The sequence below is a fragment of the Natrinema versiforme genome (assembly GCF_005576615.1).
Lineage (GTDB): Archaea > Halobacteriota > Halobacteria > Halobacteriales > Natrialbaceae > Natrinema > Natrinema versiforme_A.
In genome coordinates this window covers 3,450,814-3,475,969 of sequence record NZ_CP040330.1, presented here as the reverse complement: position 1 = coordinate 3,475,969, position 25,156 = coordinate 3,450,814, and the positions used below count along the sequence as shown (strand labels likewise).

Genomic DNA, 25,156 nt, shown 5'->3' with positions numbered 1-25,156 from the left:
CGACGGGCTACCGATATGGAAGTCGGAGACGTCCGCGAAGTCACTACTGGCGACTGTTCGGACCTCTACTACCTCGATACGGGAATGTACGACACGAACGGGTACGGCGCCGTCTACATCCTCGACGACGAATGCCCCGCCGTCGTCGACACCGGTATCGGCACCAACTACGACCTGCTCCGCGAGGCGCTTTCCGAGGTCGGCATCGAGGAGGCCGACCTCGAGGTCATCGCGCTGACTCACATCCACCTCGATCACGCCGGCAGTGCGGGCTTTCTCGCCGCGGACTACCCGAACGCCGACGTCTACGTCCATCCCATCGGGGTCGATCATCTGGCCGATCCGTCGCGGCTGGTCGCGGGGACGAAAAACGCCGTCGGCGACCAGTGGGAGTACTACGTCGAACCCGAGCCGATTCCCGAGGATCGGATCGTCACGATCGAGGACGGCGACGCCGTCGACCTCGGCACCCACGAACTGCGCGTCCACACGGCGCCCGGCCACGCGCCCCATCAGGTCGTCTTCGAGGACCCGGTCAACGACGCGGTCTTCGTCGCCGACGCCGCCGGCATCTGGGTCCCCGAAATCGAGGCGATCCGGGAGACCTCGCCGCCATCGAACTTCGACCTCGAGCAGTGTCTCGCGGACCTCGAGACGCTTTCGGAGATCGATCCGGACGTGTTCTGCTATCCCCACTTCGGCCCGCGGTACGTCGACGACGACGTCGACCGGGCCCTCGAGGAGTACGCGGCCGTCCTCGAGGAGTGGGTCGAGGCGGTCGCAGAGCAGCGGGCGGCGCTCGGAGACGACGAGGCGGTCGTCGAACACTTCGCCGACGCGACCGAGATGACCGACGTCTGGGGCGCCGAGAAAGCGAGCGAGGAGGCGAAACTGAACACGCGGGGCGTGCTGGGCTATCTCGAGCACCGGGAGTGAGTCCTCGAGCGGCGAGTCGCGATTTGCGAGTTGGCGGGCGGCTGTCGGCAGTGCCGGACGACTCCAATCGAACTATCGATCAGTTGCTTCGGCTCCGTGTAACGGCCGGTAACCGGCCGCTCAGCCGTGTTTCGTGGCCTCGAGAGCGCGTGAGAAACTCAGCCGACGATGAAATCCGTTTCATCACGTTTTATCGCACGCGACCCATTCTCACAGGGTATGGACTGGCGGGACGCCGAACGAGAGTACGAGGACGAGGTAATCGGTGAGACGACCCTCGCGCGGCTGTTCGAGGACTCGGCCGAGCGAAATACAAACCGGCCGGCACAGCAGTACAAGGGCGGCATTTACGAGCGATCGCTGACCGAGTCGGTCCTCCCCGCCGCGACGCCCGGCGAGTTCCGAACGATCTCCTACGCCGAGATGCGTGACATCGTCCGCACGCTTTCGGCGGGCTTTCGCGATCTGGGCGTCGAAACGGGTGATCGAATCGGGCTCTTCTCGAACACCCGTATGGAGTGGGCCCAATCCGACTTCGCGTTGCTTTCGGCCGGTGCCGTCGTCACTACCGTCTACACGAGTTCCTCGCCCGATCAGGTCCGCTACCTGCTCGACGACCCCGATGCCGACGGCGTCGTCGTCGAAAACGAGGAGTTGCTCGAGGACGTCCTCGAAGTCGAAGCTGACCTCGACCTCGAGTTCATCGTCTCGATCGACGAGGTCGACGGCTACGACGACCGCGACGACATCCTGACCCTCGGCGAGGTCTACGCCCGCGGCGAGGAGACGTTCGACCTCGAGGCCTACGAGGAGCGGATCGCGGAGACGGAGTTGGACGATCTGGCGAGCCTGATCTACACCAGCGGGACGACGGGCCAGCCGAAGGGGGTCCAGTTGAGCCACCGGAACTTCCGGTCGAACGTCAACGGCATTCGGAAGCGGTTCGCGCCGCGGCCGGACAAGGACGACGACGTGCCGGTGCTAGACGAGGAGTCGGTGGCGATGTCGTACCTGCCGCTGGCACACGTCTTCGAGCGGACGGCCGGTCACTTCGTGCTCTTTGCAAGCGGTGCCTGCGTCGCCTACGCGGAGAGTCCGGACACGCTTCAGGAGGACTTCAGCATCGTCGAGCCGACGACGGCCACGAGCGTGCCGCGGGTCTACGAGAAGATTTACGACAGCATCCGCGAGGAGGCCAGCGGCTCGGCGGTCTCCGAACGGATCTTCGAGTGGGCCACCGATGTCGGCGTCGAGTATCAACTGACCGACTCGCCGGGGCCGATCCTATCGGCCAAACAGGCGGTCGCGGACAAACTCGTCTTCTCGTCGGTCCGGGAGGCGCTGGGTGGCGAAATCGACCTGCTCATCAGCGGCGGCGGGAGCCTCTCGCCGGAGCTCTGTCGGCTCTATCACGCGATGGGGCTGCCCATCTTCGAGGGGTACGGCCTGACCGAGACCTCGCCGGTCGTCGCGACGAATCCCCAAGACGCCGTCGAGGTCGGGACGATCGGCGCACCCTTAGTCAACGTCGACGTGAAAGTCGACGAGACCGTCGCCGATCAGGAGGCCTTCGCCGACGACCCCGGCGAGGCCGGGGAACTCCTCGTCAAGGGGCCGAACGTCACCGAAGGCTACTGGAACAAGCCCGGCGCGACCGAGGGCGCGTTCACGCAGGAGGGCTGGTTCCGCACCGGCGACATCATCCACCTGCGGCCCGACGGCTACCTCGAGTTCCGCGACCGGCTCAAACAGATCATCGTCCTCTCGACGGGGAAAAACGTCGCGCCGGGCCCGCTCGAGGACGCCTTCGCGGCCAGCGAGATCGTCGAACAGGCGATGGTCGTCGGCGACGGCGAGAAGTTCATCGGCGCGTTGCTCGTCCCCAACACGACCCACCTCCGCAAGTGGGCCGACGAGGAAGGCATCGACCTCCCCAACGACCTCGAGGCGATGTGTGACGACGATCGGGTCCGCGAGCACATCCAGCGAGAGGTCGACCGGGTCAACGAGAACTTCGAGAAACACGAGACGATCAAGCGGTTCGAACTCGTCCCACAGGAGTTCACCGAGGAAAACGACATGCTGACCCCGACGATGAAGAAGAAGCGACGGGTCATCCTCGAGCAGTTCGAGGACCGCGTCGACCGGATCTACGCGGACGACTGACCGCTCCGTTCTCGCCGCGGTGACGCCGGTCGCCCTCGCGAATCGCTCGCTGTGACGACTGGGGAACCCGTCTCGACCAAATTACGGCCGTTTCTCGCAGGAGTTAACCGATTGGACCGAGTGGATTCGCACGAATGGACGGACAAGCAGTAGCGATACGCCACCCGATCGCGGGGCGACGGCGACGACCATGACGGGGGCGGAAGGCGGTGCCGATCTGCTCCTCTTGGTCGCGTCGATCGTCGGTCTCGGTGTCTTCTCGCAACTCCTCTCGGCCAGATTCCGCGTGCCGAGTGTCCTCTTTCTCATCGCGTCCGGGGTCGCGATCGGCCCGGAAGGGCTCGGCGTGTTGACCATCGACTCCTTCGGCGAGAGCGGTCTCTCGACGATCGTCGGCCTCTCCGTCGCCGTCATCGTCTTCGAGGGGGCGTTCCACCTCAAGATCGAGAAGATCAAAGAAGCGCCGACAGCCGTGTTACGGCTGACTACGATCGGCGCGGTGATCGCGTTTCTCGGGACCGCCGGCGCGGTGCGTTTCTTCCTCGGGGCCGGCTGGGACATCGCGCTGTTGATCGGCGCGCTCCTGATCGCGACGGGGCCGACGGTCATCACGCCGATCCTGAAGGTCGTTCCCGTCCGCGACCGGGTCGCGGCGACCCTCGAGACGGAGGGGATCGTCAACGACGTGACGGCGGCGATCCTCGCGGTCGTGCTGTTCAAGGCGATGACCGTCGGGGAGGAGACGCTGACCACCGAACTCTACCTCCAGTTGTTCGCCGAACGGCTCGGCACGGGACTCCTCGTCGGCGTCGTCGTCGCCGCGGTCGTCTGGTCGGTGCTCCAGTACGTCGACCTCTCGCCGGATAACGCGCCACAAAACGCCCGGTTGCTCACGCTCGCGGGTGCGATCATCGCCTTCGGGATGGCCGATTACGTTTTCTCGGAGGCGGGCGTGGCGGCCGCGGCCACGGCCGGACTGATCCTCGGGAACGCCGGGCTCCCCTACGAGGACGAGATCGAGGCGTTCAAAGGCGATATTACGCTGATCGTCCTCTCCTTTGTCTTCATCACGCTCGCGGCGCTGCTCCAGTTCGAGCAACTGTTCGCGCTCGGACTCGGCGGCGTGGCCGTCGTCTTCGTCGTGATGTTCGTCTTGCGACCGCTCTTGGTCTTCCTGACGACTCGAGGGGACCGGTTTACGTTCCGAGAGACGCTGTTCATGAGCTTTGTCGGCCCGCGGGGCATCATCCCCGCGTCGGTCGCGACCCTGTTCGCGATCCGACTGCAGACTGAGACCGCACCGCAGAACGCGGCCGGTGCGGACCTGCTCGTCGGCACGGTCTTCCTCGTCATCCTCATCACGGTCGTCCTCGAGGGCGGGCTCGCCCGACAGATCGCGGAGAAACTCGACGTGATTCCAATGCGTGTACTCATCATCGGCGGCGGCCGCGTCGGTCGCTCGCTGGCAGAACGGCTCGAAGCGCGCGGTGAAAACGTAGTGCTGATCGAGGAGGATCCGACGATCCTCGAGCAACTCCGCAACGACGGCTTCACCGCTCGGCGGGGCGACGGGGCCGACGTCGAGGTGTTACGCGAGTCGGGTGCCGAAAACGCCAAGACCGTCGTCGCGGCGACCGGCGACGACGACGCGAACCTCCTCGTGGCACAGCTCGCGAAGTCGAACTTCGACGTCGAGAACGTGATCGCTCGAGCGAACGAGCCGTCGAACGCATCGGCGTTCGAGGACCTCGGCGTCCAGACCATCTCGGCGGCCGAGTCGACCGCGTGGGCGATCGACAACCAGATCGAACGGCCCGCGCTGTCGAACTGGATGTCCGAACTCGGCCGCTCCGGCGACGTCCAGGAGATCGAAGTCACCAGCGACGACCTCATCGGCAAGCCGATCGCCGACATCGGGAGCGAACTCCCTAACGGCGTCCTCATCGCACTCGTGAGTCGCAACGGGACCAGCGAGGTGCCGACGCCCGATGTCGAACTCCAGCGTGGCGATCACATCACGCTCATCGGCCGGACCGAGGCGGTCCGCGAGACGATCGAGCAGTGCGGAACGCCGGTGTAGATTCGGTCTCGTCGCTGCGCGGCCGACTTACAGCACGAGTCCGACGACGCCGAAGAGGATGAGCACGCCGGTGATGTCACAGACGTTCGTCACAACCGGGATCGTCGTATCGTCGGGGTCGTAGCCGAGCCGGTAGGAGGCGTAGACGGACACGGAGCTGACGACGACGACCCAGACCGCCAGCAGCATGCCGCTGACCATCGTAATCAACAGGAGCGTGCCGAGCCCGAGCGTCCCGCCGAGGGCGCGGCCGATCCCCCACGACGCGAGTCCCAGTAGCACGAACACCGTCGCCGCCAGCCCGAGGACCGCCCCGACGTTGGCCCGGATATTCGGATTCGACGGCGAGAACTCGAGCGTGCCCAGATGCAACTGGGTCGACAGCCGGGCGCACATGATCGAGCCGAGGTTGCCGGCGGTGCCGATCATCACCGGGACCAAGACGAGCAGCGCCGGGTTCTTGAGCAACTGTTCCTCGTAGCTCTCGAGGACCGTCCCCGAGACCATCTGGAGGACCGAGAGGACGGCCAGCAGGGGCACGAGCGTCGTGACGATGGACCTGACCGACCACTCGTCGAGCAGGTCGTCCTCGAGGTCCTCGCCGTGGAGGAGGTCGCCGCCGACGCTCACAGTACCGCCCCCGCCGCGGCGATACCGGTCAGCAGGAAGACCACGCCGAAGACGTCGCCGACGGTGGTCACGACCGGACCGATGACGTTGTCGGGATCGAGCCCCCGCCGGTAGCCCTTGAAGATCACGGTCAGCAACACGCCGAGCATCGCGACCGCGCTCAGCAGGGCGGCGACGAACAGGACGATGACCAGTTCGAGCAGGCTCGCCGGGCGACCGAGCGCGAGCATGACACCCCATGCGAGGACGGCGATGAAGACGGAGACGATCATCCCGTTCAGGAAGGAGGCGACGATCGCGTTTCGCAGTCGACCGTTCCACTCGAAGCGGGGCGCGATCACGCCCTGATGGAGGCCGCTCGAGAGCCGCGCGCCGAGCGAGCCGTAGACGCCGCCGCGGGTGGCGAGAAAGGCGGGGAGCAACAGGAGGATCCCGGGGACGCTCTCGATCCCGTCGCGCATCGTTTCGGTTCCCAGCAGCGTCCCGGCGAACAGGCCCGCGACGAGACTGACGAGAACGACCGGCAGCGCCTGCCGATACACGTCGAGGGCGGAGTCGTGACCCAACATCTGTCACAAGGTGTGTCGCCGATGCATTAAGCGTTGGTTCGCTGCCCCGTTCCCTGCGACCCAATCTTGATTAGGTATCCGGCCGACCGGAGTGTAATGCGCGAAATCACCTACGAGCCCCGGAACGTCCGGGAGATCCTCGTGGAACTCAAAGACTCCTCGGAGCTCGCGGTTGATCTCGCCTACTCCGCCGTTCGGTACGACGACCGGTCGCTCGCCGACGAGGTGCTCGAACTCGAGTCGCGGGTCAACTACCTGCAGTACCACGCCCGGATCGCGCTGATGCTCGCGGCCAAGCGCGCCGAGGAGGCCGAGCGACTGGTCGGCCTCTTTCAGGTCGCCGCGAGCGCCGTCCGCATCACCGAGGCCGCGGCCGACATCGCCCGGATCGTCCGCTCCGGCGACGGCGTCCCCGACGCCTTCGAGCGGGCTTTCCCCGACGCGGACGAGCGACTCGTCCGGGCGACCGTCGCCGCCGACTCCGACCTCGCGGGGGCCCGCCTGCGCGACCTCGAACTCGACCGCGAGACCGGCGTCGTCCTCATCGCGATCCGCCCCGACGGCGAGTGGTCGTTCGCGCCCGAGGGCGACGACCGACTCTCCGCCGGCGACGTGATCGTCGGCCGCGGCCCGCGCGAGGGGATCGAGGCGGTCTACCGGCGGGCGACCGGTGAGTCCTTTCCGACCCCCGAACCGTCGACAGCAGCGGCCGAGAGCGAGGCCATCGCTCGAGCGGCCGACACCGTCGTCGAACTCAAGGACATGGCCGAACTCGCGGCCGGGCTGGCCTACGGCGCGGCCCGGTTCGACAGCGACGCCCTCGCCCGGGAAGTGCTCACGCTCGAGGAGGCCTCCGACGCACACGAAACGCGCCTCGAGACGTGGGTCATCGAGGCCGACGACGATGTCGGGAGCCCCGAGCAACTCCGCGGGCTGCTCCACCTCGCGGCGGCCTCGGAGGTCATCTGTGACGCCGCGGTCGACATCGCCGAGGTCGTCCTCCGCGAGGTCGAACTGCCGCCGGTCTTCGGCGCGGCCCTCGCGGACAGCGAGGAAGCCATCGCGGCCGTTTCGGTCGGCGCGGGCAGCGACCTCGACGGGACGACGGTTGCCGCCCTCGAGTTCGAGGAAGGGACCGGCGTCGTCGTCCTCGCGATCCACGCCGACGACGGCTGGACGTTCGATCCGGACGCCGATCGCCCGTGTTCGGCCGGCGAGACGCTGCTCGTGCGCGGCCCGCCGCTGGGCATCGATCACCTGCGCGAGGTCGCGGGCAACGGCGACGAGGGGCTCTGAGATCGGGCGCTCGAGCGGGTCCCGAATCAGGCCGCGACGAGGCCGACGGCGACGACCGCGAGCGCCAGCCCGGCGACGTTCGTCGGGGAGAGCTGTGCCTCGAAGTAGAAGACGCCGACGATCGCCGGGATCACGAAGTAGAGGGCGGCGATGGCCGAGATGATCGCCATGTTCCCGCGGGCGAGACCGGCGTAGAAGCTGATGGAGGCGGCCGCGAGGAACGCCCCGGAGACGAGCGCGAAAACGATGTCCACGCGGGTTCCGGAGATGGGACGGCGCAGCGAGAGCACGTAGCCGCCGGCGATGACGATACTCGCGACGTAGGAGAGAAACACCGCGTTCACGGGCGAGAGCGACCGCGTCGCGACGCCGCCGGCCACCGCCCAGCCGCCGTACAGGAGCAATGCACCGAGCGCAAAGAGGATCGCCGTGTTGGCCATGCGGGCGGCTTCTTCGGTACTCGGATAAACGTTCCGCTCGAGCGAGAGTGAACGTGGGAGTGAGAGGCGGGGATAGGGCGTTCAGTGTCACCGATCCGCGGCCGAACCGGCGGGTCGGATGTCGTTCCAACGCCGTCGACAACCGCCTGTGACACGCTACGACGGCGGGTCGAACCGCGGCCCCGATCTCGAAAACCGATACCGTTTTGCGGCCGTGACCACCACTGTGTGACTATGAAACACGTACGGGGACCGCTGTATTCGATCGATGTCGGCGACCGAACGGCCGAGACCGAGGACATCGACGACCTCCTCGAGTCGTCGATCGGCGGGCGGGCGCTCGGCACGAAACTCGCCCACGACCGGATCCCGTTCGACGCCGACCCGCTGGGGCCTGAAAACCGGCTGTTCTTCGCGACGGGGCCGCTCCAGCACTCGATGATGAGCTTCACCGGCCGGATGTCGGCGACCGGCGTCTCGCCGCTGACCGACGGATTGCTGTCCTCGAACGCTGGCGGCTTCCTCTCGCGAAACTTCACCGGCACGGGCTACAGCGCCGTCGAGATCACCGGCGCGAGCGACGAACTCGTCATCGTCCACGTCACCGACGAGGGCGTCGAGTTCGAGGAAGTACCCGACCTCGCGGAGGCGACCGTCCCCGAGACCTGCGAGTACATCGAGGACGAACACGGCCTCGGCTCGGAGCACACCACCGTTATCGGGCCGGCCGGCGAGAATCGGGTCCGGTTCGCCTCGATCATGACCTCCGAGGAGCGAGCCTTCGGCCGCGGCGGACTCGGTGCCGTGCTGGGATCGAAAAACGTCAAGGCGATCACCTTCGACGGCGACTCGACCCGCGAGGTCGAGATCCCGTCGCTCCAGATGGAGATCCATGGCGAGGCCGCAAACTCCGACAGCCCGATGCGTGATCAGGGCACCACTTCCGTCGCGGAGTACGCAAACATGGTCGAGGCCCTGCCGAGCTACTACTTCTCGGAGCTCTCCTTCGAGGGCATCGAGGGGGTCAACGGCGACCGCGTCGAGGAGAAGAAGTACAAGAAAGGCACCTGCTCGTCGTGTGCCTTCGCCTGCAAACTGCCGACTCGAGACGAGGAGTCCGGCCTCGAGACCGAAGGTCCCGAGTACGAGACGCTGATGGCCTTCGGCCCGAACTCGGGCGTCGACAACATCGTCGACGTGATGAAGTCGAACAAGCTCTGCGACGAGTACGGAGTAGACACCATCTCGGCGGGCGACACCATCGCGGCCTACCTCGCCAGCGAAGACGAGTTCGGTAACGTCGACCTGATCCACGACCTCGTCGAGAAGATCGCCTACCGCGAGGGCGTCGGGGATCAGCTCGCGGAGGGCATCGACCGTATCCACGACGACCTCGGCGTCGAGAACTGGTCGGTCAAGGGCATGGAGTTCGCCGCCCACGACGGTCGCACCCTGAACGGACAGGGACTGGCCTTCGCCACCTCGAACCGCGGTGCCGACCACATGTACGCCGAGTTCTACCCCTACGAGTACCCGCTCGTCGACGCCGACGACGCCTTCGACAAGTCCGGCCTCGAGGGGAAACCGCCAAAGGTGGTCGAACTCGAGAACAGCAACGTCATCAAGGACAGCGCCGTCCTCTGTAAGTTCTCGCGGGACTTCATCACCGAGGAGCGCTTCGAAGGACTGCTCGACGCCGACTACGAGGAACTGCTCGCACTCGGCGGCGAGATCGTCTCCCTCGAGCGCCACTTCAACAATCAGCGCGGCTTCGACCGGGCCGACGATCGGCTCCCCTACGAGATTCCGGACTTCGAGCAGGGACTCGCGGAGTACTACGACGAACGCGGCTGGAACGACGACGGAACGGTCCCCGACGCGCAGTTCCAGAGCGGTCACGGCACGCCAGCAGACGACTGAAGTCGCGTTGCCAATGTCATCGTCGACGGGAACGGCGGTGGTGTCGTCCCGTCTTCGTGGTCGCTCAATTGTGATAATCTGGTTCCGTAACCGGTTTAGTGGGTTCTCGTCGTCGATCTCTAGCAATTTTTCTGTACTGTTCCGGCATTTTCCGATCCCCTCAAAAGATTCTGCCAGAATAGCGCTCTCCGGAACATGTCCGTATGTAAATGGGTGTGCCGATGAGGAAACAACTGCGTATTATGGGATACCTCGTGGGATACACGCATATCATAACAGCAGAAAAATATAAGTATGGGTGCTGAAATGTAAGGTTACAGTATGATGGGTAATTCGTATAACAGCGACTATAACGATGAACAATCAAACAATATCGCACGAAGAAAAGTCCTCAGTTCTCTTGGGGGTGGCTTAGCCGGTACAGCAGGGATAGTCGGAACTTCCAATGCCGTCTCTGCTACGTCGAACGCTCCCGTATCAAACGAACGCTCTGCAGAAGCGAGTGAGATTGAAGAGATGCTTAGCGATCCGACTGTGGAATCTATCTTAGAGACACTTTCCATCACTCCTGGAAAAATGTCCACGGATGATGCCACTGTATACTCTCTAGAAAAAGACGGCACAAAACTATCCAGTATCCTCTCTATACAGACAAAGTACGGTGTCCTGAGAAAGACATTAGACGAAAGTGACGGGATTGCGTATATCGATCTCGAGAAATCGAATATCCCAACAGGAATCGAAAAGAGAATTTCTGGCTCAATAGGATGGCCGAAAAATACAAATGCCAAGGTACTCTCGAAATCTGTCGACAAGCCACTCATTTTCGTCAGGGAACCGACTGATGCCGAACGCGAAAACGCTCTGCAGGTGACAGAAACAGAACAGCGCGATCAGACAAGCATCTCTGTCATCTCTGAATTGAAGGATTCACGTGGGCAGAGAGCAAAAAAGAAACGGGAAGGTCGGAACGAGATCGTGGTGTTCTCTGGGGAGACTATCACTCGAATTGATTATGATACCATGGCCGTTACAGAAACAACTCCCCTCTCGGATCAATTCACACAATCTGATGGAATTTCGATACAATCCCATCAGTCAAAAGAATGTAGTAAAATGGCGATATCCTGTGCTGCCGATTTGATAACGTCAGCGCCTAATTGTGGGCTGGCCGCCGCTGGATGTGGCTTTTTTGGCCCGATAGGCGCTGCTTGTGCCTTAACTATTATCAGTATTTGTCTCCCAGGTGTTGGTTTGACGATATTGTCCTGTCACCAATACACGTCGAGCTGCGACAATCCAACGCTTTAACGTGATTCGCTGAAACAGCAATCGTCTGATTATCTCGTTCTTGAGTCTCGTTGTCTATCTGGGATTTAATCCGACGCCGTCGCGACCGTCGGCGCGGTCGCCGTGCCGGTCCACAGCCACGTCGCTCCGATCGTGACGAGGAGCGCGCCCGCGATGGCGACCGCGAGCCACAGCGCGCGCCCGATGCCGTACAGTTCCGCGAGCGCGCCGACGGCGGCGGGTGCGGTCGCGATTCCCGCGTAGGTCGCGCCGGTCGTCAGCGCGTTGAGCGGCCCGGTGTACGACGGCGCGGCCTCGACGGCGTAGGCCGCCAGTATCGGGAAGCCACTCGAGAGGCCCGCGCCGGCGACGAAGACGGCGAGGAACAGCACGGGGCCGGTCGTCCCGGAGAACGCGACCGCGAGCGCCGGGATCGCGGGCAGGACGGCGACGAACAACAGCGCGAGATACGGCACGCGGTCGACGGCGAGCGTGTATCCGAACCGAGCGGGGATGTACGCGAGCAGGTACGTCGACAGCAGGAGGTTCGCTGTCGCCGTGGCGTAGAACTCGCCCGCGTAGTACGCGAGCCACGTGAACATGATCCCCTCGACGGCTCCGACGAGCAGCATGCCGACGCACGCGCCGACGACCGACGGTCGGCGGAGCAGGTCCGCGAGCGCGGCCCGCGAGAGCGACCGCTCGGCGGACATCGAGGGGAGCTCGAGGCGGCCGGCGGCGACCGCGGTCGGCACGAAACAGAGCGCGATGACGACGAAGACGGCCCGCCAGTCGGCGACCGAGAGCACGGCGCTGACGAGTTGCGGGCCGGCGACCGCGCCGACGGCCCAGACGAGCGCGTAGGCCGTGTACACCCGGCCGCGCCGGGCGGCGTGGAGGTGGCTCAATACGACGCGGTCGACGCCGCGAAACGCGCCCGCAGCGGCCCCCTGTGCGAGCAGCGCGAGCAGGAAGACCGCGTACAGGGGCGCGGCCGCCATCGCGACGAGCGCGCAGGCGACGCCGACGACCCCGACCACCAGCGTTCGTCGCATGCGGAGTCGGCCCGCGAGCAGCCCGGTCGCGACCACGGCGACCACGAAGCCGGCGGTCCCGGCCGGTGCGACCAGCCCCAGTGCACCCTCGGAGACGCCGAATCCGGCCTCGAGTTCCGAGAGGATCGGCCCCCGGGCCTGCATCGCCACTGCGTCGCCGAACACGAACAGAAAGATCGCGATCGTCCAGCCGCGGGCCCGGTCCATACTCGGGCTCCGCGTTCCCGGATAAAAAAGGTCGCCGCTCCGGTACAACGCATCGACGGACTCCGTCTCCTCCGACTATGTCTGTTGTTCACAACCACCGAGGGATATATGACCGATCACACATTTCCGGTCGGCAGCCGCCCCATGACAGTGGCTCGCCGTCCACCTCCCGCTCGACGGCGTTCGGCTACTCCTCCTCGTCTCGGTCGTCTTCCAGTGACAGTCGGTCGTCACCGCGCGACGGCAGCGAACTGTCGTCCGCCCGCGAGGGATGGATGTTGACGTTGTGTCCCCGATAGGGATCGGTCTCCGGATCGTACGACAGCTCGCTGCGCTCGAACAGGTAGATGAAAAAGCCGATCAGCGGGATGCAGAAGGTGATCGCCGCCCACTTCTTCGGCGGCTCGAGTCCGACCCGTCCGGCGTCGTAGTAGGCTAGGGCGGTCAGCCCGAGATGCCACGCGAGCGGGATCCCGACGATGATCGCGAGGAGGCCGGTTTGCATGCGCGAGCGTACGGCTCGAGAGTATAAAACGGTCAGCCGACGGCGGCGATCCGGACCGGGATCCGGTGTTCGTTCGCCGCCGCGGCGCGGCTCGACGGGGTCGTCCGGTAGGGACGGAATACGGGAACCGGCTCCCGCGGCGATACCGTCTGCTTTCGGTTCGTCGACCACTGGTAACTCGAGACTATTCCGTGCCGTGTCGCTGCCGTCCCCGTCTCCCCCACCGGTTCCTCGCCGCACCGCCGGCGTCGCCCGTCGCTCGCGTACGGTGTCCCGAACCCGATTTCACCGGCGAAACTCGCTGTTCGATCGGCGAACGGTTCTGTTGGTTTATCGTCACTAACCCCGATCGGACGGCCTGCCCATGAGGGCAGTACAACCATGACACGGAGGAGAAATCGGTTCGGAGCGGTACTCGTCGTCGCGATCACGATCGGCCTGCTCGCAACCGTCGCCGGGACGGGGGCGGTGGCGGCCGCCGAAGAACAGTCCGTCGAGGAAAACGTCTCGCAGATCAGCGAACGAGAGTCGATCAACGAGGTCACCCAGGAGTCACTCGAGGTCGAAGCCCAGAACGTCGTAGACGACTCCCAGAGTGACCCGCTCGACGACCTCGATCTCTCCGTTGACGTCCCGACCGACCTCGGAGACGTGTCGGAGGACCCCGAAGAAGCGCCCGACGATGAAGCGCCAACGGACGCCCCCGAGGACTCCGTCGAAACCCCTGAGGAACCCACGGACGCACCTGACGACCCGTTCGCCGGGATGCCGGAGTGGATCTCCGACGGTCTGTTCTAGGCCGCTTTCCCAGCCCATTTTTCGCCCCTGCAAATACCTCGAGCAGTTCAGTCTCGGCCACACTCGAGTATCGTCTCTCGCCGCTCACCTCTCGTCTCGGCCGGTTCGCGAAAAGACCAAAAAGGCTAGCGCAACCGTCTCAGTTGACGTCGAACTCGATCGCCGCGCCCTGACGCGACCACCTTTTGTCTCGGCCGACCTGCTCGCTTCACTCGGGTCGGCCTCGCAAAATCTGGACCAAAAGGTCTAGCGTACCCGTCTCAGTTGACGTCGAATTCAATCGCCGCGCCCTGCCCGAAGCCGACACAGAGCGTCGCCAGCCCGAGGCCGCCGCCGCGCTTCTGGAGTTCGTGGATCAGCGTCACGGGGAGGCGAGCGCCGGAGGCCCCCAGCGGGTGGCCGATGGCGATCGCACCGCCGTTGACGTTGAAGATTTCGGGGTCGATCCCGAGTTCGTCCCGGGAGTACAGCGACTGGCTCGCGAAGGCCTCGTTGAGCTCCACGAGGTCGTACTCGTCGATGTCGCGCCCGTTGCGCTCGAGCAGCCCCTTCGTCGCCGGGACCGGGCCGATGCCCATGACAGTCGGATCGACGCCGGCGACGTTGTTCTTGCCGACTTTGGCCATGATCTCGAGGTCGTGTTCCTCGGCGAAGGCCTCGCTCGTGACCAGCAGGGCCGAGGCGCCGTCGGAGATCTGGGAGGCGTTGCCGGGTGTCACGGAGCCGTCGTCCTTGAAGACGGTCGGCAGTTCGGCGAGCTTTTCGGGGGTCGTGCCGGGGCGGAGGCCCTCGTCTTCCTCGACGGTGCCGTCCTCGGTCTCGATCGGGACGATCTCGTCGTCGAAGCGACCCTCTTCGGTGGCCTCGACGGCGTTTTGCTGGCTCCGTGCGGCGTACTCGTCTTGAGCTTCGCGGCTGATGCCGTGCTCCTCGGCGACCTTCTCGGCGGTCATCCCCATCTGGAGGTCGCCGAGGTCGTAGAGTTCGGCCAGCCGCGGGTGGATCTCCGAGAAACCTTCGCCCATCGGGACGCGGCTCATGCTCTCGACGCCGCCGGCGATGATGGCGTCGCGGTTGCCGGCCGCGATGGCGTCGGAGGCGGAGATGACCGATTGCATCGAGGAGGCACACCAGCGGTTGATCGTCGTCGCCGGCACGTTCTCGCCGAGCTCCGAGAGCAGGGCGATGACGCGGGCGAGGTTGTTGTCCTGTTCGCCGCGTTGTTGGGCACAGCCCCACATCAGGTCGTCGACCTCCTCGCCGGAGACGCCGGTCTCGGCCAGAATCTCGTCGATCAGCGGCACCGAGAGGTCCTCGCTGCGAACGTCGGCGAACACGCCGTCTTCTTTCCCCTGTGGCGTCCGGACTGCCTCGACCACGACTGGCGTCTGTGACATATACTACCGAAGGTCCCTCACGACCTTAAATCCGGTCGAACTCTCGAGGACGGGAAACGTGTTTATGGCCGCCCGGCTAGCGTCTGAGCGCCCGTTGCCGGCGATCCGGCCCCGTCGCGGACCGCCACGGGGGAGGGGAATCCTTTTGCCCGCCGTTTGGTAATGGCCCTCCATGGACGGCAACGAGACGGTCGATCGGTCCGATTCCGATCGCCCGGAACGATCCGACGAGTCGGCCGGACCGGACGAGGACTCGAGCGGCGCGGACGCTGCGACGGGGACGGACGAGCCACCGGCGGGCGATGAATCGCCCGCGACGGGTAGCGACGAGCGGGCGGCGTCCGAGGGCGACGGCGAGGGATCGATGCCGGGCGTTCCGGACCCCGAACCCGAAGCAAACGACATCCCCGAAGACGTCCAGAAATACGCCCGCTTTACCAAGATGGACGGCGCGCAGTACGACCGGGTCAACGAGTTCCTGCGGGATCGGACCTACATCACCGCCCGCGAGTGGGCCATCGCCCGGCTCTGTTCGGACTTCCGGACCGAGACCGGCGTCGAGATGACCAAGATCGGCGAGAACCTGCCCGATCTGGTCCCCTTCATGACCGACACCTACACGCCGCAGGCGGTCAATCAGGCCCGTTCTTCCTTCGAGGACAAGGTCCGAACCGCCGGCGCGACCTTCCTCTATGGCGCGATGTGTGACTTCTTCACCGCCGAGGAGCTCGACGACGTGATGTACGAGGCCACCGAGGTCGCCAAGTTCCTCCTCGAGGTCGAGGGCGTCGACCTCTCCGTCGAAGACGAACTCGAGGCCGAGGAACGCATCTCGAGTGTCATGCGGGAGGTCCGGGAGGCCAGCGAGGAACTCCGCGCCGAGGACGTGGTCGACGGCGAGGAGTAAGCCGTCAGCAGTTCGCCGCGCTCCCGACGAGCGCCGCCGGATCACCGAGCGAGGTTTTCGCTTGAGCCGCGTGACAGCAACGTCATATGGCTGGGGTGAGTCGGTCGACGTACGAATGAGCGGGTCAGGTCGTCAGCAGTCGGAGTCAACCGCGGAGGGACAGCTCTCGCCCACGCTGATCGGGCTCGTCGCCGGAGCGCTGGACGTGCCGGTGTTCGCGTACGTCGGTCTCGAACTCTTCGGCGATCTGGCGTTCGGCGCGGTCGTCGGGTTCGTCGTCGGCCTCGGGATGTACCTCTCCGTTCCCGCTTTCATGGCGGACGACGATGACGAGCACAGCGAGCCGGCGCTGACGTCGGTGGAAGCGGGGAAGCGGCTCCGCCAGTTTCATCGGACGGCGGCCGGCCTCGCGCTCCCGCCCGCGGGGATTCTGCTGCTCTCGTGGCGGCTCGTCTCCGAGGACCTTCGCCTCGGTATCCTCATAACGCTCGTTATCACGGCGGCGATCTACGCCCCGCTCGCGGTCTTGCTCCCCCGACGCTACGCGTGAAGGGGCCGCTATCGACGATTCTCACTGGAGGAGCGACATCAACCGTCCCCAACTCCAGACCACGAGCCAGAGTAAGAGGGCCACGAACAGCAGATAGAACGGCAACGCGTCTACGGCGACCCCGCGAGCGACGAGGAACTCGAGCAGGCCGCGCCGGGCGAGCAACGCGATTGCGCCCGCGACCAGCAGCGATCCGACGGCAATAGCGGCCGCCGCTCGATTGGTCGCGATCCGTGACCCCTCGTCGTCCCGATTCGCGGTGTTCCGATCGCTCATCGAACGCCGTCGACTACCACCCGATCGGGTGAAACGGTTGTACCTGCGCGCTCCTGCACGGCAGCGCTAGCAGTTCTGACCCCGCTCGACCGCGCTGTATCTGCTAGCTATGCCGCCCTCGAGTTGCGTGCTCTTGCCGACCTCGCTTGCAGGGTTGGGATTTGAACCACGCTCGAGAACCTGCTCGCATTGCTCGCAGAACCTCGGTCTGGTTCAAGTCACGCGTTGCACACTCGTCACTCGCAGTGTGTTCGCGGCGACATGCGAGGGTTGGGATTTGAACAACGCGAAGACGTTCCGGGACGTTCGCGTTCGCTCACGTCCGGGCTGCGACTTCTCTCGTTCAAATCCCGCGTCTCACACTCGTCACTCGCGGGTGCTCGTGACGAGTGCGAGGGTTGGGATTTGAACCCAAGGACCCCTACGGGAGCGGGTCTTAAGCCCACCGCCGTTGGCCTGCTTGGCTACCCTCGCACAGAATGCAATCGATCGTTGTTCCGGGGTGGGGATGTGCGTTTCGGTGTGTACCGCGAGTGACCGACGGGAGCGAGCGGGCCGAGGAACCCCCAGCGGGGGTGACGACGGCTTTTGGTGGAGATTTTGCAAGTGGAGCGAGCGCTCGCGAGCGAAACGCAGCAAAAGGTCCCGGCGTGATAAGCCCACCGCCGTTGGCCTGCTTGGCTCCCCTCGCACAGAAGGCACTCGACCGTTGTTCCAGGGTGGGGATGTGCGTTTCGGTGTGTCCTCGAGCGGTCAGAGCTGCGCCTCGAGACGGGTGCTACCAGTCGACGCTCAGCGTGCCGTCGCCGTGGGGGTCCGGTGCGATCTCCTCGTCGGTCCGGCGGTCGACCACGTGGATACAGCCCTCGTCTTTCTTCGCGGGACAGATCTCCGCGGCGCGGACGTTGTGCTCGAGGTCCTCCTCACCGAAGAAGTACTCGTTGGGTTTGGCCATGCCCGAGGCGATGGACATCTCCCAGTTGGCGCTGACCTCGGCGCACTTGCCCGCGCCGAAGCACTTGTTGGCCTCGAAGATGATCTTGTACGGTTTCTCCTCGACCGGCGGCGCGTCGCTGGAACCGACGTCGCTCGCGCGTTGAATGCCGTCGTCGTCGCTCATTACGTAGGGGTTTGACTGTATCGTCTTTCGCGTTACGGTTGCCGCAGGTGACGACGAGCGCGGGGCCCCCGGCCCTACGCTGCGACCTCGGCTTTCGGTTCCGGCAGGTCGTACGTGACGCCGGTCAGTTCTTCCGAGACCGCCCACAGCCGACGGGCCGTCTCCTCGTCGTAGGACCGATCCGAGGAGGCCTGTCGCTCGGGCGTCCCGCGCATGTTCTGGAAGCCGCCGGGGCCGTAGTACGCGCCGCCCTCGACCTCGGGCGCGGCCGCGGCGTACAGCGTCGGTAGCGCGCCCATCTCGGCCGATTGGGCGGCCACCGCGTTCATCAGTTTCATCGCCGCCATTCGGAGCCGGCTTCCGCTCTGCTCGGGCCCGCGGACCTGTAGCTGCGTGTTGGCGTAGCCCGGATGTACCGCCATACTCTCCGCGTTCATATCCGCCGTGAGGAACCGCCGCTCGAGTTCGTACGCGAAGAGCACGTTCGCCAGTTTCGACTGGGCGTAGGCGTCCCACTTGTCGTAGGACGCCTCGCCCTGGAGGTCGTCGAAGTCGATCTCGCCGTTCTCGTGGACGCCGCTCGAGACGGTGACGACCCGCGCCGGCTCCCCCTCGTCGGTCGCCAGATTCTCGAGCAGTAGTCCGGTCAGCGCGAAGTGGCCGAGGTGGTTAACGCCGAACTGGGTCTCGAAGCCGTCTTCGGTCTCCGACCGTGGGATCGCCATGACTCCCGCGTTGTTGATCAGTACGTCGATCGTCTCGTCTGTGAGTCGGTCCGCGAAGTCCCGAACCGACTCGAGGTCGGCGAGGTCGCACTCCTCGACGCGGAGGTCGGCGTCGGGAACGTCCTCGAGGATCTCGTCGGCCGCGTCGTCGCCGCGCTCGGTGCTCCGCGTGGCCATGATCACCGTCGCGCCGTTGCGCGCGAGTTCGCGGGTGGCCTCGAGGCCGATGCCGCTGTTCGCGCCCGTGACGACGATCGTGCGTCCGCTCTGGTCGGGAATCTCGTCTGCTGTCCAGCCCATACCCGCAATATGACCGCGCGTGAGTAAAGTCCCGGGGCGTTGTCGTTTCGTCGTCGCGACGGGGGCCGGCGACTCGAGACCGTACTACTCCGCCTGCGAGGCGGGAAGGGCGACGAAGAACGTCGATCCCTCGCCGGGCTCGGATTCGACCCAGATGTCGCCGCCGTGGCGTTGGACGATGCGTTCACAGAGCGCGAGGCCGATACCGGTCCCCGAGTACTCCTCGCGGCTGTGGAGGCGATCGAAGATGGTGAACACCCGATCTTGATCCTCGTCGTCGATGCCGATTCCCTCGTCCGCGACCGAGATCACCCACTCGTCGCCGGCGTTCTCCGCGGCGTCGCCGTCCTCTCGCGGTGAGTCGGAAGTCGATTCGGGACTTCCGTCATCAGGAGACGGCTTCGCTGTCTCGAACGAGTTCGCCGCTCGCTCGTCCGCGGAACCCCGTTCCGTGCGCCGCCGGTCCGAGGCGCGTGGCGCCTCGCGGCGCTCGGCGCCGACGTGAATCCGCGGGGGCTCGTCCCCGCTGTAGGTGAGCGCGTTCGACAAGAGGTTCTGGAACACCTGCCGTAACTGGCTCGCGTCGCCCTCGAGGCGGGGTAACGCTTCGACGGTGACCTCGGCGTCGGTCTCCTCGATCCGGAACTGGAGGTCCGCCAGCACGTTGTCGACGACCGCCTCGAGGTCCATCGGCTCGAACGGGTCGCCGCGGGTCTCGACGCGCGAATATTCGAGGAGGCCGTCGATCATCTCTCGCATCCGGTCGGCCCCGTCGACGGCGTACGCGAGGAACTCCTGCCCGTCCTCGTCGAAGGCGTCCGCGTAGCGGTTCTCGAGCAGCGTGAGGTAACTCGTGACCATCCGCAGCGGTTCCTGCAGGTCGTGGCTGGCCGCGTAGGCGAACTGCTCGAGGCGCTCGTTGGAGTCCTCGATTTTCCGTTCGTACTCGCGGCGCTCCGTGACGTCCTGTGCCAGCACCATGCCCGCGAAGATCTCGTCGTCCTCGTTTCGGACGGGGAGCGTGTGGGCCAAAACGTCTCGGCCGTGGGCCCGGAACTCGAACGTGTTCGCCTCCCCGTCGAATACGGCCCGATAGTACGGCTCGACTTCCTCGAGGAGGTCGTCCGGGTACCGATCGGCGATCGTCGCGCCAGCGACCTCGTCCTCCGAGATCCCCAGATCGTCGAACGCCTCGCCGCCGACGACGATGTACTCGAGGTCCTCGTCGTAGAGCCCCACCGCGCCGTCGGGGAAGTTCTCGACGAGCGTCCGGTACCGACGTTCGGACTCCTCGAGCCGGCGCTTGCGTTCCGTGCGCTCGCTGATGTCTCGGGCGATCCCGACCCGGTGCCAGTCGCTGTCGTCTTCGGGCAGCGTCGCGAAGTTCGCTTCGGCGGGGACCGTCTCGCCGTCGGCCGTCCGGAGGTCGGCTTCCATCGTCGGCCACTCGTCGCCGCTCTCCGCGGTCGCCTCGAGCGTTTCGATTCGGTCGTGGATCTCGTCGTCGACGACCAACGAGACGTGCGCGCCGACGAGGTCCGCTGGCTCGTAGCCGAGCATCTCCGCGTAGGTCTCGTTGACCATCGTGAAGTAGCCGTCCTCGTCGACGACGTAGACGCCGTCGTCGACCACCTCGACGATCGTCTCGTAGCGCTCGAGGTGTCGCTCGCGGGCGAGCCGGTCGGTGATGTCGCGACCGATGCCCGCGAGGACGGTGTTCCCCCACGGGTCCTCGAGTCGCGACGCGTTGAACTCGAAGGGAACGGTGTCGCCGTCTTTCGTCCGAACCGCCAGCTCCGCGCTGGTTGATCCCGTCTCGAACCCGCGGCGAATGGCGTCGACGGCCGCTGCTCGGTCGTCCGTCGCGATGAGGTCCGTCGGCTCCATCGCGGCGAGTTCGGCCTCGGTGTAGCCGGTCACCTCGGCCACACTCCGGTTCCACCGCTGTAGCGAGCCGTCCTCACCGACGACGTAGAAGACGTCGTCGATGGCGTCGTGGATCTCGTCGGTGTACTCCTTGTACCGCTCGAGGCGGCGCTCGCGCTCGCGAAGCTTCCGCTCGCGTTCCTTGCGCTCGGTGATCTCTTGGCTCATGACCATTCCGCCGACGCTCTCTCCGTCGTCGTCCGTGACGGGGACCGTGTAGGCCATCCAGTCCCGGTTGTGAAGCGACATCTCGAAGGAATTGGGATCGCCCTCGAGGGCGGCCTCGAACGACGCTGCCATTCGCTCGGCCAAGTCGGGCGGATACCGATCCCAGACAGTCTTCCCGACGATCGTCTCCGACGAGTCCTCGAGTTCCTCGAAGGCGGTACCGCCAACGATCTGGTAGCGCAGGTCCTCGTCGAACAGCGCCACCGCGCCGTTCGGGAAGTTGTCGATCAGCGTCCGGTAGCGTCGCTCGGACTCCTCGAGTTGGCGCTGGGACTCGTGGCGCTCGGTAACGTCCTGGGACATGCCGAGCGCGGCGAACACCTCGCCGTCGTCGTCGCGGACGGGGACGACCTGAAAGTCGAAGACCCGGCCGTCGATGGTCGCCTCGAACGCGCTCGACTCGCCCTCGAGGGCGGCCTCGTAGCGCGGCACGAGGTCGTCGGCCAGCGACGACGGGACGGCCTCCGAGACCGGACGCCCCTCGACCTCATCGACCGTGGCACCGGCCGTGTCCGTGGGACTCCCACCGACGGTCCGGTAGGTGAGGTCCTCGTCGACCAGTGCGACGGCGCCATTGGGGAAGTGCTCGACCAGCGTCCGGTAGCGCTGCTCTGACTCCTCGAGTTCGCGTTCGCGTTCCGTGCGCTCGGTGACGTCGCGATCCGAGACGATCACCGAGGTGACGGTCCCCTCGTCGTCCGTGACCGGGCGGAACGCGCCCTCGAGCGTGTACCGTTCGCCGTCGGGTCCCGTGAGATCGGCCTCGAAGGGCACGTACTCGCCGCCGGCGGCCCGTTCGGTCCACTCCCGTACGTCCTCGCTCACGTCGTCGTCGTCCCCGCTCCACCACGGCGTCTCCCAGAACGGCTCGCCGGTCACGTCGTCGAGATCGGCGTCGATGTACTCCATTGCCGTCCCGTTGATATCGAGGACCGTTCCGTCGGGTTCGAGCAGTCCCACGAGGATGTTCGGATCCTCGAAGATCGCCTCGAACCGCCGTTCCGTCCGCTCGAGGTCGCGTCGCGTGCGGGCGTTTTCGATCGCCGATCCGAGGACGTCCGCGACGCGCTCGAGGAACGCGCCGTCGGCGTCGGAGAACGTCCGACCGTCGGTCGCGTACGCGCCCACGACGCCCCACGGATCGTCGCTCGACCCGATCCGGACGGTGACGCCGCCGGTAACGTCGGCGGCGGCGAGGGGCCCCGACCCGGAGAACGGCGATTCGTCGCCGTCGAGTTCGGCGACGACCGGCTCGTCGGCCCGGAGAGCGCGTCCCGCGGAGGACGACCGCTCCGCGGGTACGGTTGTCGATCCGATGCACGCCGTCGGCAGGTCGCTCCCCGCGCGCAGAACGGCCGCCGTGCCGTCGGTCCGCAGTTCGAAGATCGGACAGTACTCCACGGCGAGGGTCTCCGCGACGGCCGTCGCCGCGTCGTCCAACAACCCCTCGAGATCCCCCGTCTCGAGGGCCTGCTGACTGAGGTCCGCGATGACCTCCTGTCGGCGAATACGCGTCTCTTGGTCCGCGTCAGTGGACGACGATCCCATTCACCGAAATACAGCAGCGCATACGGTAAAACGTCTTGGTCCGTTCCGGTCGAACGGAACGGTCCGGCCCGTAGGCCGGTGATTCCGAGGTCCGTCGCCGCCTCCGCGGCGGTCACCCTACTCGCCGTCGACCGAGACCGACTCGAGCACGACGGCGTCCGTCGGCCGGTCGTTGCCGTCGGTTTCGACGCTGCCGATTTCGCGGACGATAGCCATTCCGTCGACGACTCGCCCGAAGACGGCGTGGCGGCCGTCGAGGTGGGGTTGGGGAGCGAGCGTGATGAAGAACTGCGAGCCGTTGGTGTCGGGGCCGGAGTTGGCCATGCTCAGAACCCCCGCGTCGTCGTGGCGCAGGTCCTCGTGAAATTCGTCGTCGAACCGGTAGCCGGGGCCGCCGCGACCGGTGCCGGTCGGATCGCCGGTCTGGATCATGAAGTCCTCGATGACGCGGTGGAAGGCGACATCGTCGTACAGCGGTTCGCCCTCGGCTTTTTCGCCCGTTTCGGGGTCGGTCCACGCGCGCTCGCCCGTCGCGAGCCCGACGAAGTTCTCGACGGTTCGGGGGACGCGGTCGCCGTAGAGTTCGACCTCGACGTCGCCCTCGCTCGTGTGCAGCGTCGCCGTGCGGTCGCCGCTTACTGTTGCAGTCGTCGCGGACTCGTCCGCGTCGGGAGTCGTCTCTTCGTCCGTCTCGTCTCCGCCGTCGCTCGCACAGCCCGCGAGCACGAGTCCGAGACTCGAGCCGATGCCGGCCAGTAGCGGTCGTCGATAGCGAGTGATACCGCTCGTGGGTGCGGGGTCGACCTAACGCTATCGGATTCGGGTCGCAAGCGGTGGGCGGTCCGCTCGAGTCGACTCGAGCGCGCGACCCACCGTAAAATCGATCGAAACGGCCGCGTTCGGCCGGCGACGATTACTCGTAGTCGACGGAGACCGACTCGAGGACGACCGCTTCTTTCGGCTGGTCGTTCGCGTTCGTGTCGACGGTGCCGATTTCACGGACGACGTCCATCCCGTCGGTGACCTTGCCGAAGACGGAGTGGCGGTCGTCAAGGTGGGGCTGGGCGTCGAGCGTGATGAAGAACTGCGAGCCGTTGGTGTCGGGGCCGGAGTTAGCCATGCTCAGAACCCCCGCGTCGTCGTGGCGGAGTTCGTCGTGGAACTCGTCGTCGAACTGGTAGCCGGGGCCGCCGCGACCGGTCTCGGTCGGGTCGCCGCCCTGAATCATGAAGTCCTCGATGACGCGGTGGAAAGCCACGTCGTCGTACAGCGGCTCGTCCTCGACCTCCTCGCCCGTCTCGGGGTCTTCCCAGGTCTTGCCGCCGGTCGCGAGCCCGACGAAGTTATCGACGGTCCGCGGCGCGCGCTCGTCGTAGAGTTCGACATCGATATCGCCCTTGTTGGTGTGCAGCGTCGCAGTAACGTCTCCCATAGGTTCCGGGACGGCGGGACGAGTGAAAACGCTAGTGGTCTCGCTCGGATGAGGCTGCCCGCGTGTAATCGCTTACTCCACTTACAGGAAAACATCTATGACTCTCTGTACACTACTGACGTCCATGCCGATCGACATCGAGACGTTCGATGAGAGTTCCAGTGACGAACTGAATACACTCACGAACGCCGAGATGGTCGTTCGATTCCTCGCGACGAACGACGATAAGGCGTACACCCCCTCCGAGATCGCTGAACGGATCGACATCAAGAAAAATTCGATCGGGACGGTTCTCAGCCGCCTCGAGGACCGGAACCTCGTTCGACACAAGGGAGACTACTGGGCGATCGGTGAACGAGAGACCGTTCGCGATGCATACCGCACACACCGGATCATGGAGGCGCTGGACGAGCGATACGGGGAAGAAGACCTCGAGGAGTGGCGAGAACACGCTGCCGAGGGCGAATAGCGATGAGTTACGAGCGCGGCGACGTCGTCGTCGCTCTCGATCCGTTCAGAGATGGCTCGAGCGGTCGTCCGTTTCTACTCATCGATTACGAGAAGACGCCGTTTCACGGGGAACAATATATCTCGCTCTCGCTCACGACTCGGACGTGGTACGAGGAACGAATCCCGCTGGACGAGGCGGACTGGGAAGAGGGAGGTGCGCCTCGATCGAGTTCGATCATGCCGTGGTCGGTCAATTCGATCGATTCGGACCTGATCGAGAGCTACCAGGGCAGATTGCGGAACGATATCGTCGACGAGGCGACAGCGCAACTCTCCGAATACGTTCACTGGTAAGCCACTGCTCTTCCTCCGCTATTTTCAGCTACGAATTCGGGTGATGGTGGC

Annotated in this window: 23 protein-coding genes and 1 tRNA gene; 11 read left to right on the top strand and 13 right to left on the bottom strand. The window is 65.4% G+C overall.

Features of this window, described 5'->3' with window-relative positions:
* The first annotated feature begins 15 nt into the window (after positions 1-15).
* The 3 genes from FEJ81_RS17255 to FEJ81_RS17245 all read left to right on the top strand — a co-directional run bounded on the left by FEJ81_RS17255 (position 16) and on the right by FEJ81_RS17245 (position 5,182).
* Positions 16-936, top strand: a complete 921-nt coding sequence (locus FEJ81_RS17255; RefSeq protein ID WP_138246452.1) for an MBL fold metallo-hydrolase — start codon at positions 16-18, stop codon at positions 934-936.
* Positions 937-1,155: 219 nt separating this feature from the next.
* Complete coding sequence (locus FEJ81_RS17250) at positions 1,156-3,102, top strand: AMP-dependent synthetase/ligase (RefSeq protein ID WP_138246451.1); 1,947 nt, start codon at positions 1,156-1,158, stop codon at positions 3,100-3,102.
* Between the two features lie 190 nt (positions 3,103-3,292).
* Positions 3,293-5,182, top strand: a complete 1,890-nt coding sequence (locus FEJ81_RS17245) for a cation:proton antiporter domain-containing protein (RefSeq protein WP_138246450.1) — start codon at positions 3,293-3,295, stop codon at positions 5,180-5,182.
* A gap of 27 nt (positions 5,183-5,209) precedes the next feature.
* On the opposite strand, the gene FEJ81_RS17240 is transcribed toward FEJ81_RS17245, so the two are convergent.
* Positions 5,210-5,812, bottom strand: a complete 603-nt coding sequence (locus FEJ81_RS17240) for a magnesium transporter (RefSeq protein WP_138246449.1) — start codon at positions 5,810-5,812, stop codon at positions 5,210-5,212.
* On the bottom strand, positions 5,809-6,381 hold the full coding sequence (locus tag FEJ81_RS17235; RefSeq protein WP_138246448.1) for a magnesium transporter: 573 nt from the start codon (positions 6,379-6,381) through the stop codon (positions 5,809-5,811). Before FEJ81_RS17235 ends, FEJ81_RS17240 begins: the two co-directional genes overlap by 4 nt.
* Positions 6,382-6,477: 96 nt before the next feature.
* Here FEJ81_RS17235 and FEJ81_RS17230 point away from each other — a divergent pair, with 96 nt between their 5' ends.
* Positions 6,478-7,677: a potassium channel family protein gene (locus tag FEJ81_RS17230; protein WP_138246447.1), complete on the top strand. Its 1,200-nt coding sequence runs from the start codon at positions 6,478-6,480 to the stop codon at positions 7,675-7,677.
* A gap of 26 nt (positions 7,678-7,703) precedes the next feature.
* Here the strand turns inward: FEJ81_RS17230 and FEJ81_RS17225 are convergent, their stop codons facing one another.
* Positions 7,704-8,117, bottom strand: coding sequence for an EamA family transporter (locus FEJ81_RS17225; RefSeq protein ID WP_138246446.1), 414 nt, complete (start codon positions 8,115-8,117; stop codon positions 7,704-7,706).
* Between the two features lie 234 nt (positions 8,118-8,351).
* Here FEJ81_RS17225 and FEJ81_RS17220 point away from each other — a divergent pair, with 234 nt between their 5' ends.
* On the top strand, positions 8,352-10,037 hold the full coding sequence (locus tag FEJ81_RS17220) for an aldehyde ferredoxin oxidoreductase family protein (RefSeq protein ID WP_138246445.1): 1,686 nt from the start codon (positions 8,352-8,354) through the stop codon (positions 10,035-10,037).
* A 321-nt stretch (positions 10,038-10,358) separates the two neighbouring features.
* Positions 10,359-11,348, top strand: a complete 990-nt coding sequence (locus FEJ81_RS17215) for a hypothetical protein (RefSeq protein WP_138246444.1) — start codon at positions 10,359-10,361, stop codon at positions 11,346-11,348.
* Between the two features lie 65 nt (positions 11,349-11,413).
* Here FEJ81_RS17215 and FEJ81_RS17210 read toward each other — a convergent pair whose 3' ends face one another.
* Together FEJ81_RS17210 and FEJ81_RS17205 are read right to left on the bottom strand one after the other, a co-directional pair.
* On the bottom strand, positions 11,414-12,589 hold the full coding sequence (locus tag FEJ81_RS17210; RefSeq protein WP_138246443.1) for an MFS transporter: 1,176 nt from the start codon (positions 12,587-12,589) through the stop codon (positions 11,414-11,416).
* A 187-nt stretch (positions 12,590-12,776) separates the two neighbouring features.
* Entirely contained in the window at positions 12,777-13,094 is a 318-nt protein-coding gene (locus tag FEJ81_RS17205; RefSeq protein WP_138246442.1) for a hypothetical protein, read from the bottom strand.
* A gap of 381 nt (positions 13,095-13,475) precedes the next feature.
* On the opposite strand from FEJ81_RS17205, the gene FEJ81_RS17200 reads away from it, so the two are divergent.
* Positions 13,476-13,892 (top strand): hypothetical protein, encoded by a 417-nt coding sequence (locus FEJ81_RS17200; RefSeq protein WP_138246441.1) that lies wholly within the window; start codon positions 13,476-13,478, stop codon positions 13,890-13,892.
* 260 nt (positions 13,893-14,152) lie between these two features.
* Here the strand turns inward: FEJ81_RS17200 and FEJ81_RS17195 are convergent, their stop codons facing one another.
* Positions 14,153-15,289 carry a thiolase family protein gene (locus tag FEJ81_RS17195; protein ID WP_138246440.1) on the bottom strand — a complete coding sequence of 379 codons (1,137 nt, stop codon included), beginning with the start codon at positions 15,287-15,289 and terminating at the stop codon, positions 14,153-14,155.
* Between the two features lie 172 nt (positions 15,290-15,461).
* Here FEJ81_RS17195 and FEJ81_RS17190 point away from each other — a divergent pair, with 172 nt between their 5' ends.
* Positions 15,462-16,196: a DUF5806 family protein gene (locus tag FEJ81_RS17190; RefSeq protein WP_138246439.1), complete on the top strand. Its 735-nt coding sequence runs from the start codon at positions 15,462-15,464 to the stop codon at positions 16,194-16,196.
* Between the two features lie 115 nt (positions 16,197-16,311).
* Positions 16,312-16,746 carry a hypothetical protein gene (locus FEJ81_RS17185; RefSeq protein WP_138246438.1) on the top strand — a complete coding sequence of 145 codons (435 nt, stop codon included), beginning with the start codon at positions 16,312-16,314 and terminating at the stop codon, positions 16,744-16,746.
* A 21-nt stretch (positions 16,747-16,767) separates the two neighbouring features.
* On the opposite strand, the gene FEJ81_RS17180 is transcribed toward FEJ81_RS17185, so the two are convergent.
* The 7 genes from FEJ81_RS17180 to FEJ81_RS17150 all read right to left on the bottom strand — a co-directional run bounded on the left by FEJ81_RS17180 (position 16,768) and on the right by FEJ81_RS17150 (position 24,301).
* The gene (locus FEJ81_RS17180; protein ID WP_138246437.1) at positions 16,768-17,022 is read right to left on the bottom strand and encodes a hypothetical protein; all 255 of its coding nucleotides are present in this window, start codon (positions 17,020-17,022) and stop codon (positions 16,768-16,770) included.
* 390 nt (positions 17,023-17,412) lie between these two features.
* Positions 17,413-17,496, bottom strand: a tRNA-Leu gene (locus FEJ81_RS17175).
* A gap of 304 nt (positions 17,497-17,800) precedes the next feature.
* Positions 17,801-18,142 (bottom strand): ferredoxin, encoded by a 342-nt coding sequence (locus FEJ81_RS17170; protein ID WP_138246436.1) that lies wholly within the window; start codon positions 18,140-18,142, stop codon positions 17,801-17,803.
* A gap of 74 nt (positions 18,143-18,216) precedes the next feature.
* Positions 18,217-19,167 carry an oxidoreductase gene (locus FEJ81_RS17165; RefSeq protein WP_138246435.1) on the bottom strand — a complete coding sequence of 317 codons (951 nt, stop codon included), beginning with the start codon at positions 19,165-19,167 and terminating at the stop codon, positions 18,217-18,219.
* Between the two features lie 84 nt (positions 19,168-19,251).
* Positions 19,252-22,869, bottom strand: coding sequence for a PAS domain S-box protein (locus tag FEJ81_RS17160; protein WP_138246434.1), 3,618 nt, complete (start codon positions 22,867-22,869; stop codon positions 19,252-19,254).
* Positions 22,870-22,986: 117 nt separating this feature from the next.
* On the bottom strand, positions 22,987-23,595 hold the full coding sequence (locus FEJ81_RS17155) for a peptidylprolyl isomerase (RefSeq protein WP_138246433.1): 609 nt from the start codon (positions 23,593-23,595) through the stop codon (positions 22,987-22,989).
* 187 nt (positions 23,596-23,782) lie between these two features.
* Positions 23,783-24,301, bottom strand: a complete 519-nt coding sequence (locus tag FEJ81_RS17150) for a peptidylprolyl isomerase (protein WP_138246432.1) — start codon at positions 24,299-24,301, stop codon at positions 23,783-23,785.
* Between the two features lie 124 nt (positions 24,302-24,425).
* Here FEJ81_RS17150 and FEJ81_RS17145 point away from each other — a divergent pair, with 124 nt between their 5' ends.
* Positions 24,426-24,770 carry a MarR family transcriptional regulator gene (locus FEJ81_RS17145; protein ID WP_138246431.1) on the top strand — a complete coding sequence of 115 codons (345 nt, stop codon included), beginning with the start codon at positions 24,426-24,428 and terminating at the stop codon, positions 24,768-24,770.
* Positions 24,771-24,772: 2 nt separating this feature from the next.
* Positions 24,773-25,105 carry a type II toxin-antitoxin system PemK/MazF family toxin gene (locus tag FEJ81_RS17140; protein WP_138246430.1) on the top strand — a complete coding sequence of 111 codons (333 nt, stop codon included), beginning with the start codon at positions 24,773-24,775 and terminating at the stop codon, positions 25,103-25,105.
* Positions 25,106-25,156: the final 51 nt, after the last annotated feature.